15 protein-coding genes are annotated in these 15,983 nt (G+C 58.8%); 5 read left to right on the top strand and 10 right to left on the bottom strand.

What is annotated here, in order from left to right; translation table 11 throughout:
* Positions 1–5: 5 nt before the first annotated feature.
* The 3 genes from sdhA to sdhC are packed head-to-tail and all read right to left on the bottom strand — an operon-like array spanning position 6 to position 2,518.
* Positions 6–1,778 (bottom strand): succinate dehydrogenase flavoprotein subunit, encoded by a 1,773-nt coding sequence (sdhA, locus tag J2Y39_RS03215; RefSeq protein ID WP_024012149.1) that lies wholly within the window; start codon positions 1,776–1,778, stop codon positions 6–8.
* 3 nt (positions 1,779–1,781) lie between these two features.
* On the bottom strand, positions 1,782–2,150 hold the full coding sequence (gene sdhD, locus J2Y39_RS03210; RefSeq protein WP_008049683.1) for a succinate dehydrogenase, hydrophobic membrane anchor protein: 369 nt from the start codon (positions 2,148–2,150) through the stop codon (positions 1,782–1,784).
* Positions 2,144–2,518 carry a succinate dehydrogenase, cytochrome b556 subunit gene (gene sdhC / locus J2Y39_RS03205; RefSeq protein WP_016773673.1) on the bottom strand — a complete coding sequence of 125 codons (375 nt, stop codon included), beginning with the start codon at positions 2,516–2,518 and terminating at the stop codon, positions 2,144–2,146. Before sdhC ends, sdhD begins: the two co-directional genes overlap by 7 nt.
* A gap of 363 nt (positions 2,519–2,881) precedes the next feature.
* Here sdhC and gltA point away from each other — a divergent pair, with 363 nt between their 5' ends.
* On the top strand, positions 2,882–4,171 hold the full coding sequence (gene gltA / locus J2Y39_RS03200; RefSeq protein WP_003222994.1) for a citrate synthase: 1,290 nt from the start codon (positions 2,882–2,884) through the stop codon (positions 4,169–4,171).
* A gap of 1,015 nt (positions 4,172–5,186) precedes the next feature.
* Here the strand turns inward: gltA and J2Y39_RS03195 are convergent.
* The 3 genes from J2Y39_RS03195 to J2Y39_RS03185 form a co-directional block, all read right to left on the bottom strand.
* Entirely contained in the window at positions 5,187–6,845 is a 1,659-nt protein-coding gene (locus J2Y39_RS03195) for a cation acetate symporter (protein WP_016771015.1), read from the bottom strand.
* On the bottom strand, positions 6,842–7,153 hold the full coding sequence (locus tag J2Y39_RS03190) for a DUF485 domain-containing protein (RefSeq protein WP_016771016.1): 312 nt from the start codon (positions 7,151–7,153) through the stop codon (positions 6,842–6,844). Before J2Y39_RS03190 ends, J2Y39_RS03195 begins: the two co-directional genes overlap by 4 nt.
* A 240-nt stretch (positions 7,154–7,393) precedes the next feature.
* The gene (locus J2Y39_RS03185; protein WP_310215037.1) at positions 7,394–8,245 is read right to left on the bottom strand and encodes a glycine betaine ABC transporter substrate-binding protein; all 852 of its coding nucleotides are present in this window, start codon (positions 8,243–8,245) and stop codon (positions 7,394–7,396) included.
* A 297-nt stretch (positions 8,246–8,542) separates the two neighbouring features.
* Between J2Y39_RS03185 and J2Y39_RS03180 the strand changes: the two genes are divergently transcribed.
* Positions 8,543–10,138, top strand: coding sequence for a beta (1-6) glucans synthase (locus J2Y39_RS03180; RefSeq protein WP_310215035.1), 1,596 nt, complete (start codon positions 8,543–8,545; stop codon positions 10,136–10,138).
* A gap of 120 nt (positions 10,139–10,258) precedes the next feature.
* Here the strand turns inward: J2Y39_RS03180 and J2Y39_RS03175 are convergent, their stop codons facing one another.
* Positions 10,259–10,627 (bottom strand): hypothetical protein, encoded by a 369-nt coding sequence (locus tag J2Y39_RS03175; protein ID WP_310215032.1) that lies wholly within the window; start codon positions 10,625–10,627, stop codon positions 10,259–10,261.
* A 224-nt stretch (positions 10,628–10,851) separates the two neighbouring features.
* Here J2Y39_RS03175 and J2Y39_RS03170 point away from each other — a divergent pair, with 224 nt between their 5' ends.
* Together J2Y39_RS03170 and J2Y39_RS03165 are read left to right on the top strand one after the other, a co-directional pair.
* The gene (locus tag J2Y39_RS03170) at positions 10,852–12,150 is read left to right on the top strand and encodes a serine protein kinase PrkA (RefSeq protein WP_024012145.1); all 1,299 of its coding nucleotides are present in this window, start codon (positions 10,852–10,854) and stop codon (positions 12,148–12,150) included.
* A complete protein-coding gene (locus J2Y39_RS03165) occupies positions 12,143–12,931 on the top strand; it encodes a VacJ family lipoprotein (RefSeq protein WP_310215028.1) in 789 nt (262 codons plus the stop codon). Before J2Y39_RS03170 ends, J2Y39_RS03165 begins: the two co-directional genes overlap by 8 nt.
* Before the next feature lie 127 nt (positions 12,932–13,058).
* Here the strand turns inward: J2Y39_RS03165 and J2Y39_RS03160 are convergent, their stop codons facing one another.
* Positions 13,059–13,973, bottom strand: a complete 915-nt coding sequence (locus tag J2Y39_RS03160) for a DUF808 domain-containing protein (RefSeq protein WP_310215026.1) — start codon at positions 13,971–13,973, stop codon at positions 13,059–13,061.
* A 135-nt stretch (positions 13,974–14,108) separates the two neighbouring features.
* On the opposite strand from J2Y39_RS03160, the gene J2Y39_RS03155 reads away from it, so the two are divergent.
* Positions 14,109–14,717: a TetR/AcrR family transcriptional regulator gene (locus tag J2Y39_RS03155; protein WP_041479604.1), complete on the top strand. Its 609-nt coding sequence runs from the start codon at positions 14,109–14,111 to the stop codon at positions 14,715–14,717.
* 128 nt (positions 14,718–14,845) lie between these two features.
* Here J2Y39_RS03155 and J2Y39_RS03150 read toward each other — a convergent pair whose 3' ends face one another.
* Together J2Y39_RS03150 and J2Y39_RS03145 are read right to left on the bottom strand one after the other, a co-directional pair.
* Positions 14,846–15,304, bottom strand: coding sequence for an REP-associated tyrosine transposase (locus J2Y39_RS03150; protein WP_310215022.1), 459 nt, complete (start codon positions 15,302–15,304; stop codon positions 14,846–14,848).
* Between the two features lie 212 nt (positions 15,305–15,516).
* Positions 15,517–15,957, bottom strand: coding sequence for a heme-binding protein (locus tag J2Y39_RS03145; RefSeq protein ID WP_310215019.1), 441 nt, complete (start codon positions 15,955–15,957; stop codon positions 15,517–15,519).
* Positions 15,958–15,983 lie beyond the last annotated feature (26 nt).

Genomic DNA, 15,983 nt, shown 5'->3' with positions numbered 1-15,983 from the left:
CACCCTTAATAAGTCCGGACTTTAGGTTCGAAAGTCGGAACAGTCTTCGGCGAGAAGTTCACGGCACGCTTGGTGACGCGCTTGTCACCCGGGAAGTACAGGGTGTGGCACAGCCAGTTTTCGTCATCACGGTCTTCGAAGTCTTCACGGGCGTGAGCGCCGCGGGACTCTTTACGTACTTCGGCCGCGATGGCGGTAGCTTCAGCCACTTCCAGCAGGTTCTGCAGTTCCAGCGCTTCGATACGTGCAGTGTTGAACGCTTGCGACTTGTCGTTGATCTTCACGTTGGCGATACGCTTGCGCAGATCGGCCAGCTGAGCGATGCCCTTCTGCATGTATTCGCCGGTACGGAATACACCGAAGTAGTTCTGCATGCAGCTTTGCAGCTCGCGACGCAGGGTGGCAACGTCTTCACCGTCGGTACGGTTGTTCAGCGCGTTCAGACGCGACAATGCAGCTTCGATGTCGGACTCGGTAGCGTCGTCGTATTCGATGCCATCGGTCAACGCCTTTTCCAGGTGCAGGCCGGCAGCGCGACCGAAGACCACCAGGTCGAGCAGCGAGTTGCCGCCCAGACGGTTCGCACCGTGTACCGATACGCAAGCCACTTCGCCTACCGCGAACAGGCCAGGAATGATCTGGTCCTGACCTTCGGCGTTCTGGGTGATCGCCTGGCCATGAATGTTGGTGGCAACGCCGCCCATCATGTAGTGGCAGGTCGGCACGACCGGAACCGGAGCAACTACCGGGTCAACGTGGGCGAAAGTCTTCGACAGTTCGCAGATGCCTGGCAGACGGCTGTGCAGCACTTCCTCGCCCAGGTGGTCGAGCTTGAGCATTACGTGGTCGCCATTCGGACCGCAACCGTTGCCGGCGATGATTTCCTTGACCATCGAACGGGCAACCACGTCACGACCTGCAAGGTCTTTCGCGTTCGGAGCATAACGCTCCATGAAACGCTCGCCGTGCTTGTTGATCAGGTAACCACCTTCACCACGGCAACCTTCGGTAACCAGTACACCGGCGCCGGCGATGCCGGTCGGGTGGAACTGCCACATTTCGATGTCTTGTACCGGCACGCCAGCACGCAGAGCCATGCCGACGCCGTCACCGGTGTTGATCAGGGCGTTGGTGGTGGACGCGTAGATACGGCCCGCACCGCCAGTGGCCAGAACCGTGGCCTTGGCACGGATGTAGGAGGTTTCGCCGGTTTCGATGCAGATCGCGATCACACCAACGAATTCGCCTTCCTGGTTTTTTACCAGATCAACAGCGTAGTACTCGTTGAGGAACGTGGTACCGGCTTTCAGGTTGCCCTGATAAAGGGTGTGCAGCAGCGCGTGACCGGTACGGTCGGACGCAGCGCAAGTACGTGCAGCCTGACCGCCCTTGCCGTAGTCCTTGGACTGGCCACCGAACGGACGCTGGTAGATGCGGCCTTGCTCGGTACGCGAGAACGGCAGACCCATGTGGTCCAGCTCGAAAACAGCGGCCGGGCCTTCCTGGCACATGTATTCGATAGCGTCCTGGTCACCGATGTAGTCGGAACCCTTGACGGTATCGTACATGTGCCAGCGCCAGTCATCGTTCGGGTCGGCGGAAGCGATGGCGCACGTGATGCCGCCCTGTGCGGACACAGTGTGCGAACGGGTCGGGAAAACCTTGGTGATCACCGCAGTCTTGTGGCCGCCCTGTGCCAGCTGCAGCGCAGCGCGCATGCCGGCACCGCCACCACCAATAATGATGGCGTCGAAAGAAATCGTTGGAATGTTAGCCATGAATCAGATACCCCAGAGAATCTGCACACCCCAGACGAAGTAAGCGAACATCGCAACGCCGCATACTGCCTGGAAAAGGAAACGTATCGCCGTTGCGGACTTGCCGAACGCCATTGGCGTCAGGTAGTCGGTCGCGATGGTCCACATGCCGACCCAGGCGTGAGCGCCCAGAGCAACAAGGGCCAGCAGGCTGAAAATACGCATTCCGTTGTGAGCGAACAGTTCATGCCACTGGGCATACTCGAGGCCAGGGTTGGCGACGATGTATCCGATCAGAAAGATGAAGTAAGCCGCGAGAACGACCGCAGACACACGCTGTGCCATCCAGTCATAGAGGCCCGAACGCGACAGGTTAGTGACGTTAGTTACCATATCCAGACTCCTGCCAGAACGATTACCACCACGGAAACGGCGATAACGATTTTCGAGCCCAGTTTGCCGCCTTCCAGCGTCTCACCGATGCCCATGTCCATGATCAAGTGGCGCACACCGGCTACCAGGTGATACAGCAGAGCGGACAGGATGCCCCAAATCACTAGCTTGGCTAGCGGACTGGTCAGACACGCTTTCACCTGACCGAAGCCTTCCTCGGAGCTCAGCGACTTGTCCAATGCGTAAAGCATGATGGCAAGGCACACGAAGAGGATGACACCGGAGATACGGTGAAGAATGGACGTGTAAGCAGTGACTGGGAGTTTGATGGTCCTTAGGTCTAGGTTTACAGGTCGTTGGCTTTTCACGGCTTTTTTTTCACACTGAAGAGCCCCTAACAATCAGGGCAAAGTTGTTGGGGAGTGCACTGGTCAGGTAACCACCACCCAGGGATGCGACCCCCAATGAAAGCAAGCCCAAAAGCCCTTGGCGGTCGGTGGCCGAGTATAGACAGTTAGGCTACTAATGACAACGCGTTCACCTACCCCCAATAGCGGATTGCACAAGTTGCATAAAAGGCGTAAATGGCAGGCAATTTCGAGGAAAAAGTCGGCTTAAAGCCTTCTGGAGCAAGACTTTAGGCAAATTGACATTCGAATTTATCTCACTATAGTGGTGCGGGCCCTGCGTGGGGGGTCTGTCTGATGGTTCAAGCATAAATAGGAGGCCACATGGCTGACAAAAAAGCGCAGTTGATCATCGAGGGCGCAGCCCCCGTCGAGCTGCCCATTTTAACCGGCACCGTTGGTCCCGATGTAATCGATGTTCGGGGCCTGACGGCCACGGGCCGCTTCACTTTCGACCCGGGTTTCATGTCGACCGCTTCGTGCGAATCGAAAATTACCTATATCGACGGCGACAACGGCATTTTGTTGCACCGCGGCTACCCGATCGAACAGCTGGCTGAAAAGTCGGACTACCTGGAAACCTGCTACCTGCTGCTCAACGGCGAATTGCCGACCGCAGAACAGAAGGCCCAGTTCGTCAGCACCGTGAAGAACCACACCATGGTTCACGAGCAGCTGAAAACCTTCTTCAACGGTTTCCGTCGCGACGCCCACCCGATGGCCGTCATGTGCGGTGTAGTCGGCGCCCTCTCGGCCTTCTACCACGACTCCCTGGACATCAATAACCCGCAGCATCGCGAAATTTCCGCGATCCGTCTGGTTGCGAAGATGCCGACCCTGGCAGCGATGGTTTACAAGTACTCCATGGGCCAACCCATGATGTACCCGCGCAACGATCTGACTTACGCGGAAAACTTCCTGCACATGATGTTCAACACCCCGTGCGAGATCAAACCGATCAGCCCGGTACTCGCCAAGGCCATGGACCGGATCTTCATCCTCCACGCCGACCACGAGCAGAACGCTTCGACCTCCACCGTGCGTCTGGCCGGCTCTTCGGGTGCCAACCCGTTCGCCTGCATCGCCGCCGGTATCGCCGCACTGTGGGGTCCTGCCCACGGCGGTGCGAACGAAGCCGTGCTGACCATGCTCGACGAGATTGGCGATGTGTCGAACATCGACAAGTTCATCGCCAAAGCCAAGGACAAGAACGATCCGTTCAAGTTGATGGGCTTCGGTCACCGCGTCTACAAGAACCGCGACCCTCGCGCGACTGTCATGAAGCAGACCTGCGACGAAGTGCTGAAGGAACTGGGCATCAACAACGATCCGCAACTCGAACTGGCCATGCGCCTGGAAGAGATCGCGTTGACCGACCCGTACTTCATCGAGCGCTCGCTGTACCCGAACGTCGACTTCTACTCGGGGATCATCCTCAAGGCGATCGGCATTCCGACCAGCATGTTCACGGTGATTTTCGCCCTGGCGCGTACTGTGGGCTGGATTTCGCACTGGAAAGAAATGCTTTCGAGCCCGTACAAGATTGGCCGTCCGCGCCAGCTGTACACCGGTTACGAGTCGCGTGACATTACCAAGCTGGAAGATCGCAAATAAGGTTTTTCTTTTTTGTGATGGTTTAGTGGTGTGTCAGGAACGGCCTCTTATATAGAGGCCGTTTTTGTTTGGTTTGCCCTCCAGAATTCTGAGCATATCCGTTGCTGCGGTAACGGCCTCTTATGGTTTCGCTCTTACAGCGAGTCACCTTTTCCAAACGCCGGAGTGCCGGCCCAGCGAAAAGGTAACCCAAAAGGCTTTGCCCCGGCGTACGGCCCGCTCGCTGGGGCTCGGGGTACCTTCGTTACGGGACCGATCCGGGCGCAGCGGCTCCGGTTGGCTTCGCTGCACCTACACTCGCTGTGTACGACTGCGTCGTACGGTCGCTGCGCTCCCACCCCCGGATCGATCCCGTAACGAAGCCTGCCGAAAGGGCAAAAGATCAAAAGCAAAGGCCAAAGCCAGATCAAGAGCCCCTCACCCTAGCCCTCTCCCAAAGGGAGAGGGGACTGACCGAGGTGTTTGGGCGAAACACGCCGACTTGCGATACCGAGTCGAATGCAGGTTTTGAACACCACACAAATCGGCTCCCTCTCCCTCGGGAGAGGGCTGGGGTGAGGGGCGAATCCACCGAAAATCTCAAGCCGTGCGACGCTTCTAACCACTCAACAATGAGCGCAAGCTCGAGTGCTCTTGATCTTGATCCACCGGCGACGTCGGAAGGCTGAGTGGAGGGATTGATCCGGGCGTGGGAGCGCAGCGACCGTCTGGCGCAGCCAGACACAGCGGAAGGAGGTGCAGCGAAGCAAACCGGAGCCGCTGCGCCCGGATCGATCCCGCAGCGAAGGAACCCGAGCCTGCGAGGGCCGAACGCAGGAGCTAGCGTTTTTTGCTTACTTTTTTTGGCGCTTGTAAAAAAGTAAGTCGCCGTAAGGGCGAAACCGCCAGCCGCAGCACTGCAAAAAACGGATATACACACCAAACCAACCGATAACCGCCCACAAAAAAAAACGCCCCAATCTCTCAACCAGGGCGTTTTCTTGAAGCTTGAAGCTTGCAGCTTACAACTGATCTCTTAGTGCGAAACCGCCCCACTCGCCCCCAACCCGGTCTGCGAACGCACAAACTGCGGGAAGAACAGCGCCCGCTCGTTATCCGCAGCCGCCGACTTGTCGGTAATCGAGAAGAACCAGATCCCGATGAACGCAATCATCATCGAGAACAGCGCCGGATATTCGTAAGGGAAGATCGCCTTCTCGTGATGCAGAATCTGCACCCAGATGGTTGGGCCGAGGATCATCAGACCAACAGCACTGACAAGACCCAGCCAGCCACCAATCATCGCGCCGCGAGTGGTCAGCTTCTTCCAGTACATCGAAAGCAGCAGCACAGGGAAGTTGCAGCTCGCCGCGATGGAGAACGCCAGGCCGACCATGAACGCAATATTCTGGCTTTCGAACAGAATGCCCAGACCAATCGCCAGCACCGCCAGGGCGATGGTGGTGATCTTCGACACGCGAATCTCATCTTTCTCGTTGGCCTTGCCCTTCTTGATCACACTGGCGTACAGGTCGTGAGAAACCGCCGAAGCACCCGCCAGCGTCAGACCGGCTACCACAGCCAGAATGGTTGCAAACGCCACTGCCGAGATGAAGCCTAGGAAGATGCTGCCGCCCACCGCGTTGGCCAGGTGCACCGCCGCCATGTTGTTGCCGCCGAGCAAGGCGCCCGCTGCATCTTTAAAGGCCGGGTTGGTGCTGACGAGCAGGATCGCGCCGAAGCCGATGATGAAGGTCAGGATGTAGAAGTAGCCAATGAAACCGGTAGCGTACAGCACGCTCTTGCGCGCTTCTTTTGCGTCACTCACGGTGAAGAAGCGCATCAGAATGTGCGGCAGGCCAGCGGTGCCGAACATCAGCGCCAGACCCAGCGAGAATGCCGAGATCGGATCCTTCACCAGACCGCCGGGGCTCATGATCGCTTCGCCCTTGGCGTGAACCTTGATCGCTTCGGAGAACAGTGTGTTGAAGTCGAAGCCCACATGCTTCATCACCATCAGCGCCATGAACGAGGCACCGGACAGCAACAACACTGCCTTGATGATCTGCACCCAAGTGGTCGCAAGCATGCCGCCGAACAGCACGTACATGCACATCAGCACGCCGACCAGAATCACCGCTACGTGGTAATCGAGGCCGAACAGCAGCTGGATCAGCTTGCCGGCACCGACCATTTGCGCGATCAGGTAGAACGCCACCACCACCAGCGAACCGCAGGCGGACAGGGTGCGAATCTGGGTTTGCCCGAGGCGGTAGGACGCCACGTCGGCAAAGGTGTATTTACCCAGGTTGCGCAGGCGTTCGGCGATCAGGAACAGAATGATCGGCCAGCCCACGAGGAAGCCGATCGAGTAGATCAGGCCGTCATAACCGGAGGTGAACACCAGCGCGGAAATCCCCAGGAAAGACGCAGCCGACATGTAGTCGCCGGCAATCGCCAGGCCGTTCTGGAAACCGGTGATCTTGCCGCCCGCCGCGTAGTAGTCGGCGGCCGAATTGTTTTTCTTCGAAGCCCAGTAGGTGATGTACAACGTCGCGCCGACGAAGGCCACGAACATCAGGATCGCCGGGATGTTCAGCGGCTGTTTGGCCACCTCCCCCGTCAATGCGTCAGCCGCCCAGACACTCGGCGCGAAAGCCGCAACACTCAATAAAGCCAGTAGACGCCGGATCATTGCTGAGCCTCCTTGAGAATCGCATTGTTCAGGTCGTCGAACTCGCCATTGGCGCGGCGCACGTAGATGCCGGTCAGGACGAAGGCTGAAATGATCAGACCGACACCGATCGGGATGCCCCAGGTGATCGAGGATTCAGGACTGAGTTTCGCCCCGAGCACGTGCGGCCCGTATGCGATCAGCAGGATGAATGCGGAGTAGAGCCCAAGCATGATTGCCGAGAGAATCCAGGCGAATCGTTCCCGTTTCTGAACCAGCTCCTTGAATCGGGGACTGTTCTGAATCGAGAGGTAAATGCTGTCGTTCATTGTTTTTATCCTCGCAGCACAAATTATTGTTGGAACGTAGCTAATGTATGCGGCTGCGAGAGAGGTTCCAGACGACCTTAGTAGTAGATGGCCATGATGTTTTGGCCATTTTCCGGTACACAGAAAAAAACTGTGGGAGCGAGCCTGCTCGCGAAGGCGTCGTATCAGTCGATATTGCATCAACTGACAGATTGCATTCGCGAGCAGGCTCGCTCCCACAGGGGTGCGGCGGGATTTAAATCATTTGGTCCAGTCAGCTACACGATCCGGGTGTTTGGCCACCCAGTCCTTGGCCGCTGCATCAGGCTTGGCGCCGTCCTGAATCGCCAGCATGACCTCGCCGATTTCGTCTTTCGACGCCCACTGGAAGTTTTTCAGGAACTTGGCCACTTCCGGCGCCTTGGCGTCCAGGCCTTTGCTGCCGATGCTGTTCACGGTTTCAGCCTGGCCATATACGCCTTTCGGGTCGTCGAGGAAGCGCAGTTTCCACTTGGCGAACATCCAGTGCGGCACCCAACCGGTGACGGCGATGGATTCGTTCTTCTTCTCGGCGCGGGTCAGCTCGGCAATCATGCCGGCGCCGGAACTGGCCTTGAGGCTGTATTTGTCCAGGCCGTAATCCTTGATCGCCTTATCGGTCTTGAGCATTACGCCTGAACCGGCGTCGATGCCAACAATGCGGTTTTTGAAGGTATCGTCGGTTTTCAGGTCTTCGATCGATTTGGCTTTGACGTACTCCGGCACAATCAGGCCGATCTTCGCGTCCTTGAAGTTCGGGCCGTAATCGACGACCTGATCCTTGTTTTTCGTCCAATAGTCACCGTGGGTCACGGGTAGCCAGGCCGAGAGCATCGCATCGAGTTTGCCGGTGGCCACGCCCTGCCACATGATCCCGGTGGCGACAGCTTGCAGCTTCACGTCATAACCGAGCTTCTGTTTGATCACTTCGGCCGCCACGTGGGTGGTCGCGACGCTGTCGGACCAGCCGTCAACGTAACCGATGTTCAGGGTCTGTTTTTCAGCGTTGGCGAAAGTGGAACTCATCGCAAGCGCCAAAGCGGCACCTGCGCCTAAAAGTCGTCGCATCTTCATCGTTTACTTCCCCGAAATGCTGCGCCCGACGGATGCCGGGCATCGTCAACGTATTGTTATGGTGCACAGCGCCCCCATCACGCCGGACCTCACACACCGAACATCAGCCGATTTTTCAAAAAGGGTACTGATGGTTTGATCATCAACCTCAAGCGGCCGGCGACCTGCTCTGTCAGCGACCTCAAGGCAGCGAGAAACGACATCAGAAAGCCATTAATCAAGCGAGATTAATTGACGCCAGACAATCCGCCCGAACTTTGCATGGACAACGCCTGCAAGCCACCAGCCCTTCTATAAATGCAGGTAACATGCGTCGCTTTGCAGCCACTCGGCCTGACCATGTCCGCAACGTACCGATTTCCTTTTCTGCCTTATCTGTTCGCCTGCCTGCTCGGGCTGTTGGCCCTTAGCGGTTTCTGGTATGGCCTCGGCCAACCGGTGATCCTGCCGGACGCCGCGACGCCGACGCACAAGTTGCAATGCGCCTCCTACACACCGTTCGACAAAGACCAATCGCCGTTCGACGTGCCGTTCAAATTGCGCCCCGAGCGCATGGATGCCGACCTCGCGCTGCTGGCGACGCGCTTTGAATGCATCCGCACCTACTCGATGACCGGCCTCGACGCCCTGCCCGATCTGGCGCGCAAGCACGGTCTGAAGTTGATGATCGGCGCCTGGGTCAACAGCAACCCGGTCGACACCGAGCAGGAAGTCGAGCTGCTGATCAAATCGGCCAATGCCAACCCCGACGTGGTCACAGCCGTAATCGTCGGCAACGAGGCACTGTTGCGCAAAGAAGTCACCGGCGCGCAACTGGCCCGGCTGATCAACAAGGTCAAAAGCCAGGTCAAGCAACCGGTGACTTACGCCGATGTTTGGGAATTCTGGCTCAAGCACCCGGAAGTCGCGCCGGCTGTGGATTTTCTGACCATCCACTTGCTGCCGTACTGGGAAGACGATCCGTCGAATATCGACGTGGCGCTGCGGCATGTGGCGGATGTGCGTCAGGTGTTCGGCAACAAGTTCGCGCCCAAGGACGTGATGATCGGCGAAACCGGTTGGCCCAGCGAAGGCCGCCAGCGCGAAACCGCCGTGCCGAGCCGGGTCAACGAGGCGAAATTCATTCGTGGATTCGTGGCGATGGCCGAGCAGGAAGGCTGGCGTTACAACCTGATCGAAGCCTTTGATCAACCGTGGAAGCGCGGCAGTGAAGGCGCGGTCGGCGGCTACTGGGGGCTGTTCGATGCGGATCGGCAGGACAAAGGCGTGCTCGCCGGACCGGTGAGCAATGTGCCGTACTGGAAAGAATGGCTGGCAGTCGGTGCTTTGATTTTCCTCGGCACGCTGATCCTTGGTGGACGCGTGCGCACCACTCGTTCGGCGTTGCTGCTACCGCTGCTGGGCGCTGTCGCTGCTTGCTCGATTGGCGCTTGGGGCGATCTGGCTCGATTGACCACACGGTTTGCCGGTGAATGGCTGTGGGTCGGCTTGCTGACCGGGTTGAGTCTGTTGGTGCTCGCGCATGCCGCGCTGACGTTGAGCGCACGCAGCGGTTGGCGCGCGCGAGCCTTCGATTTCCTCGAACGGCGCGCCGGCTGGCTGATCGCGGCGGCCGGTTTTGCCGCGGCGGTGATGATGCTGGAAATGGTCTTCGACCCGCGCTATCGCAGTTTCGCCAGCATGGCGTTCGTCCTGCCGGCGCTGGTCTACCTGTGCCGCCCGGTGAGCGTGCCGCGTCGGGAGATTGCTCTGCTGACCTTTATCGTTGGCGCGGGGATTGCACCGCAGTTGTATCAGGAAAGGATGCTGAATCAGCAGGCGTGGGGCTGGGCGCTGGTGAGTGGATTGATGGTGGTGGCGTTGTGGCGCTGTCTGCGGGTTCGCAAGGCCTGATTTCAGCGCTTTCGAAATCGCCATCGCTGGCAAGCCAGCTCCCACAGGATTTCTGCTGCACACAAATGTTGTGTTCACCTCAATCCCTGTGGGAGCGGGCTTGCCCGCGATGACTGACTGTCAGGCGCTGCGGGACTCGCGGACCAGGCGCAACCCGGCAATCACCACCGCAAATACCGCTAATGTAGTGTTGTACAACGCCAGCGCCGGCAGGCCGAACACCAGCGCCAGCACCGCCAGCCACCACCCTGCCCGTCCCGGCAATACAAACGCCAATACCGCCGCGCCCACCGCCGCCCAGCCCAGCACCTTGAAATGAATCATCAACCCCAGGTTCGAGCGCACCACGCATTCCCAACGGCCGGCCTCGTCGACACAGATGCCCACCCACTGCCCGTCTTCCATGAAGCCATAGCGCGCGGCATAACTGGCGGCCAGCCACAGCGGCAACAAAACGAGCAGCACAATAACGGGCAAGCGGCGGGACATGGAGCACTCCAATCTGCGGAAATCGGCGGCCAGCTTAATCTGCCGACCGGCATTCGCAAGCACTAACAACTGTTAACTGTTCAGCGAGCCCTCGCAACGTGTATCGTCCAGCTACTATTACCCCGAATTCCGCCTGTTTGGTGCCGCAGCATGGCACTTTGGCGCACGGCCGGTGGTCATAGCCTGCGAACTTCAATCGGCACCTTCCTCTAAGGGATCTAGTCATGCTCCGTTCCTTGCGCTTCGCCGCGCTGTTCAGCGGCCTTATCTTGAGTGCGTCCGCGCTGGCGGTGGATATCGACGCCGCCAGCTATGGCTACCCGCTGACCAACCCGTTCGAGGCGACGATCGCCACGACACCACCGGACCTGCGTCCGGAGCTGCCGCTGGACGACGACATCAATCAAACGGACCGCAGCCTCACCCTGCGCCCGGAGCGTGAATTCCAGCTGCCGGACAATTTCTGGGCAGTCAAAAAACTCACCTACCGCATCGCCACGCAGGACAAACCTGCGCCGCTGATCTTCCTGATCGCCGGCACCGGCGCGCGCTTTGACAGCACGCTCAACGAATACCTGAAAAAGCTGTATTACAAGGCCGGCTACCATGTCGTGCAGTTGTCGTCGCCGACCAGCTTCGACTTCATCAGCGCCGCCTCGCGTTTCGCCACGCCGGGCGTGACCAAGGAAGATGCCGAAGACATGTACCGGGTGATGCAGGCCGTGCGGGCGCAGAACCCGAAACTGCCGGTCACCGAGTATTACCTGACCGGTTACAGCCTCGGCGCCCTCGATGCCGCGTTCGTCGCGCATCTGGACGAAACGCGCCGCAGCTTCAACTTCAAGAAAGTCCTGTTGCTGAACCCGCCGGTCAACCTCTATACCTCGGTGACCAACCTCGACAAGCTGGTACAGACCGAGGTGAAAGGCATCAACAACAGCACCACGTTCTATGAACTGGTACTGACCAAGCTGACCCGTTACTTCCAACAGAAAGGCTACATCGATCTCAACGATGCGCTGCTGTATGACTTCCAGCAGTCCAAACAGCACCTGACCAACGAACAGATGGCCATGCTCATCGGCACGTCGTTCCGCTTTTCTGCAGCCGACATTGCCTACACCTCGGACCTGGTCAACCGTCGCGGCCTGATCACCCCGCCGAAATTCCCGATCACCGAAGGCACCAGCCTCACGCCGTTCCTCAAGCGTGCGCTGCAATGCGATTTCGACTGCTACATCACCGAGCAGGTTATTCCGATGTGGCGCGCACGCACCGACGGCGGCAGCCTGCTGCAACTGATCGATCAGGTCAGCCTGTATGCGCTCAAGGACTACCTGCACGACAGCCCGAAAATCGCCGTCATGCACAACGCCGACGACGTCATCCTCGGCCCTGGCGACTTGGGCTTCCTGCGTAAAACCTTCGGTGATCGCCTGACCGTTTATCCACTGGGCGGCCACTGCGGCAACCTTAACTACCGCGTCAACAGCGACGCCATGCTGGAGTTCTTCCGTGGCTAAATATCTCCTGCTGATTGCAGCGTTCCTCTGTGCAGGCGTGGCCCAGGCCGACAACAGTAAAGCCGATGCACCGGCGGTGGTCGACAGCGATGGCTTCAAGCAGCCGCTGACCAAACTCAAGTTCAACCCGGGCCTGGATCAGCGCGAATTCGAACGCTCCACGCTCAATGCGCTGAACGTCTATGACCCGCTGGAATCGTGGAACCGCCGGGTCTACCACTTCAACTACCGCTTCGACCAGTGGGTGTTCCTGCCAGTGGTCGATGGCTATCGCTACATCACCCCAAGCTTCGTGCGTACCGGGGTGAGCAACTTCTTCAACAACATTGGCGACGTGCCGAACCTGGTCAACAGCCTGCTGCAGTTCAAGGGCCAGCGCTCGATGGAAACCACTGCGCGCCTGCTGCTCAACACCACGATCGGCATCGCCGGTCTGTGGGATCCGGCAACCGCCATGGGCCTGCCGCGCCAGAACGAGGACTTCGGGCAGACTCTGGGCTTCTACGGCGTACCGGGCGGCGCCTACTTCGTACTGCCGATCTTCGGCCCGTCGAACATCCGCGACACCGCAGGTCTGGCCGTGGATTACACCGCCGACACCGCGATCAACTTCCTCAACGTCGCGGAAGTCAGCTCCAACCACCCGGAAGTCTGGGCCTTGCGTGCGATCGACAAGCGCTACCAGACCAGCTTCCGCTACGGCCAGATGAACTCGCCGTTCGAGTACGAGAAAGTGCGGTACGTCTACACCGAAGCGCGCAAGTTGCAGATCGCCGAGTAAATCGGCTGGCGCAAAACACTGTGGGAGCGAGCCTGCTCGCGAACGCGGAGTTTCAGTCAACATCGATATTGACTGAACTACCGCATTCGCAAGCAGGCTCGCTCCCACATTTGTTATGTGTTGCTGACTAACCCTTCAGCGCTTTCCAGAGCTTGCCTACGACCGAAACCACCGCCAACACCACAGCACCGGCAATAATCCCCGCAACACCATTGAGCAGCATCGGTACGGCAAACCCGGCACTGCCCGCCGCTGCGCCGACACCTTCGATCCAGTGATGCAGCACCGGCACGCCATGGGTCAGGATGCCGCCGCCGACCAGGAACATCGCTGCCGTGCCAACCACCGACAGGGTTTTCATCATGTACGGCGCGGCGCTGAGAATGCCGCCGCCGATCTTTTTCGCCATCTGCCCGGGCTTCTGCGTCAGCCACAGCCCCAGGTCGTCGAGCTTGACGATGCCCGCCACCAAACCGTAAACGCCCACGGTCATGACAATGGCTATGCCGGACATGACGACCACTTGCTGGGTCAGCGAGGCATCTGCCACGGTGCCGAGGGTGATCGCAATGATTTCTGCCGAGAGAATGAAGTCAGTGCGGATCGCGCCTTTGATCTTGTCCTTTTCGTACGCCACCAGATCGGTCGCCGGATCGGCCACTGCTTCGGTCAACTGTGCGTGTTCTGCCTCGTCTTCCTCTTTGCTGTGCAGAAACTTGTGCGCGAGCTTTTCAAAACCCTCGAAACACAGGTACGCGCCGCCGACCATCAACAGCGGCGTCACCAGCCAAGGCACAAAGGCGCTGATTGCCAGCGCCGACGGCACGAGGATCAGTTTGTTGACGAACGAGCCCTTGGCCACCGCCCACACCACGGGAATTTCCCGCTCGGCGCGCACGCCCGAAACCTGCTGGGCATTGAGCGCCAGATCATCACCGAGCACCCCGGCGGTCTTCTTCGCGGCCATCTTGGTCATCAATGCAACGTCATCCAGAACGGTGGCGATGTCATCGATCAGCACCAGCAAACTGCTTCCTGCCATGAATCCTGTTTCCTTCTGTGTATGAATGTTGCCAAGCATAACGCGACCGCCGGCCACAGGCTGCATTGTTGAGCGCCGCTCAAGGCCGGTGCTACCATGCGCCACCGCCAGAACAGGCAAGGAACCACCGGGTTTATGAGCACAATCCGCGAGCGTAACAAAGAACTGATCCTGCGCGCCGCCAGCGAAGAGTTTGCCGACAAGGGCTTCGCGGCGACCAAAACCAGCGACATCGCCGCCAAGGCGGGATTGCCCAAGCCCAACGTCTACTACTACTTCAAATCCAAGGAAAACCTCTATCGCGAGGTGCTGGAAAGCATCATCGAGCCGATTCTGCAGGCCTCGACCCCGTTCAACCCGGACGGCGTACCGAGCGAAGTGCTGAGCGGCTACATCCGCTCGAAGATCCGCATCTCCCGCGACCTGCCCTACGCCTCCAAGGTGTTCGCCAGCGAAATCATGCACGGCGCCCCGCACCTGAGCGCTGACCTGGTAGAGCAGCTCAACGCCCAGGCCAAACACAACATCGCCTGCATCCAGAGCTGGATCGACCGCGGCCAGATCGCCCCGATCGACCCCAACCACCTGATGTTCAGCATCTGGGCCGCGACCCAGACCTACGCCGACTTCGACTGGCAGATTTCCGCGGTGACCGGGAAAGACAAGCTTGATGAAGCCGATTATGAAGCGGCGGCGCAGACGATTATCCGGTTGGTGTTGAAGGGGTGTGAGCCGGATCGGTGAGATCGGGGGAACCGCTTCGCGAGCAGGCTCGCTCCCACAGGGGTTGTGGTGTCCAGACATTTTGTGTCCAACCCAGATCCACTGTGGGAGCGAGCCTGCTCGCGAATAGCTGCACCGCAGACCTCAACTCATAACCAGATCGAATCCCACAACGGATAGTCGCCAAGGCTTTTGACCAGCCCTGCCCGCAATGGGTTGGCAATGACATACCGAGCCATCTTCACCAGATTCTCCTCTTTACGCAGTGCCCGGTCATGGAAGCCAGGTTGCCAAAGGCTGGACTTTCTACCGGTCGAAAGCTTTACCGCTTTGGTGCTGAGGGATTTAGTTCGCTGCATCAATTCGCCGAGCGAGCCACTCTTCAATTCAATCAGCCAGTGAAAATGATCTGGCATTACGACCCAAGCCAGAGAATTGGCCAATCCCGCTTCCTCAGCTGCCCTGAATTGGCTTACAAGCAATCTGCCGAGGAAGAAATCGCTGAATACAGGTTCTCTCCCGGCGGTATTGGCGGTCAGAAGGTAAATGCGGTTGTGTTCTGAATAGCGTCCGATGCGCAAGCGATGTGAAGCAGATAAACCCGGCATTCCGTTGCCTTCTCATATGTTGATCATGAGAAGGCTAGCCGTGGAGATGGCAAAGGGAGCGTCAGACTTTTAGCAAGATGTGTAGCGCAGATCGTATTCGCGAGCAGGCTCGCTCCCACAGTGGGCTTCAGGTGTTCAGACATTTTGTGTCCAACCCTGATCCAATGGGGGAGCGAGCCTGCTCGCGAAAGCGGTCATTCAGACACTGACATTCAACCAACCACCCCGCCATCCGCCCTCAAATCCAGCGCCTCCACCGCTTTAATTGCCACCTGCTCATCCACATCCGACAAATCCCCACTGATCCCGATCGCGCCCAGCACTTCACCCGCCTGATTTCGAATCAACACCCCACCCGGAGCCGGCACTACGCTGCCCTGCCCCATGCTGTTCAACGAAGAAAAAAACGCCGGGCGTTGTTGGGCGTCCTGGGCGAGCAGGCGTGAGCCTTTACCCAAGGCGATGGCGCCCCAGGCTTTGCCGATGGCGATGTTCGGGCGCAGCAGGCTGGCGCCGTCTTCGCGTTGCAGGGCGATCAGGTGGCCGCCGGTATCGAGTACCGCGATGGTCAGCGGTGCGGCGTTGATGCCGCGTCCTGCGTTGATGGCTTCGCTGACCAGGTTGACTGCGACTTTCAAGGTTAAAGCGCTCATGGTGCCGTCCTCATTTTGTTATAGGG

The sequence above is a fragment of the Pseudomonas sp. 2957 genome, from assembly GCF_031456345.1.
GTDB lineage: Bacteria > Pseudomonadota > Gammaproteobacteria > Pseudomonadales > Pseudomonadaceae > Aquipseudomonas > Aquipseudomonas siliginis.
This window is presented reverse-complemented; position numbering and strand designations above follow the sequence as displayed.

Coding starts and splice junctions, on each gene's coding strand:
- J2Y39_RS03180 (WP_310215035.1), top strand. CDS start 8,543: ATGCAGGTAACATGCGTCGCTTTGCAGCCACTCGGCCTGACCATGTCC.
- sdhD (WP_008049683.1), bottom strand. CDS start 2,150: ATGGTAACTAACGTCACTAACCTGTCGCGTTCGGGCCTCTATGACTGG.
- sdhA (WP_024012149.1), bottom strand. CDS start 1,778: ATGGCTAACATTCCAACGATTTCTTTCGACGCCATCATTATTGGTGGT.
- J2Y39_RS03195 (WP_016771015.1), bottom strand. CDS start 6,845: ATGATCCGGCGTCTACTGGCTTTATTGAGTGTTGCGGCTTTCGCGCCG.
- J2Y39_RS03170 (WP_024012145.1), top strand. CDS start 10,852: ATGCTCCGTTCCTTGCGCTTCGCCGCGCTGTTCAGCGGCCTTATCTTG.
- gltA (WP_003222994.1), top strand. CDS start 2,882: ATGGCTGACAAAAAAGCGCAGTTGATCATCGAGGGCGCAGCCCCCGTC.
- J2Y39_RS03175 (WP_310215032.1), bottom strand. CDS start 10,627: ATGTCCCGCCGCTTGCCCGTTATTGTGCTGCTCGTTTTGTTGCCGCTG.
- J2Y39_RS03190 (WP_016771016.1), bottom strand. CDS start 7,153: ATGAACGACAGCATTTACCTCTCGATTCAGAACAGTCCCCGATTCAAG.
- J2Y39_RS03145 (WP_310215019.1), bottom strand. CDS start 15,957: ATGAGCGCTTTAACCTTGAAAGTCGCAGTCAACCTGGTCAGCGAAGCC.
- J2Y39_RS03150 (WP_310215022.1), bottom strand. CDS start 15,304: ATGCCGGGTTTATCTGCTTCACATCGCTTGCGCATCGGACGCTATTCA.
- J2Y39_RS03185 (WP_310215037.1), bottom strand. CDS start 8,245: ATGAAGATGCGACGACTTTTAGGCGCAGGTGCCGCTTTGGCGCTTGCG.
- J2Y39_RS03155 (WP_041479604.1), top strand. CDS start 14,109: ATGAGCACAATCCGCGAGCGTAACAAAGAACTGATCCTGCGCGCCGCC.
- J2Y39_RS03160 (WP_310215026.1), bottom strand. CDS start 13,973: ATGGCAGGAAGCAGTTTGCTGGTGCTGATCGATGACATCGCCACCGTT.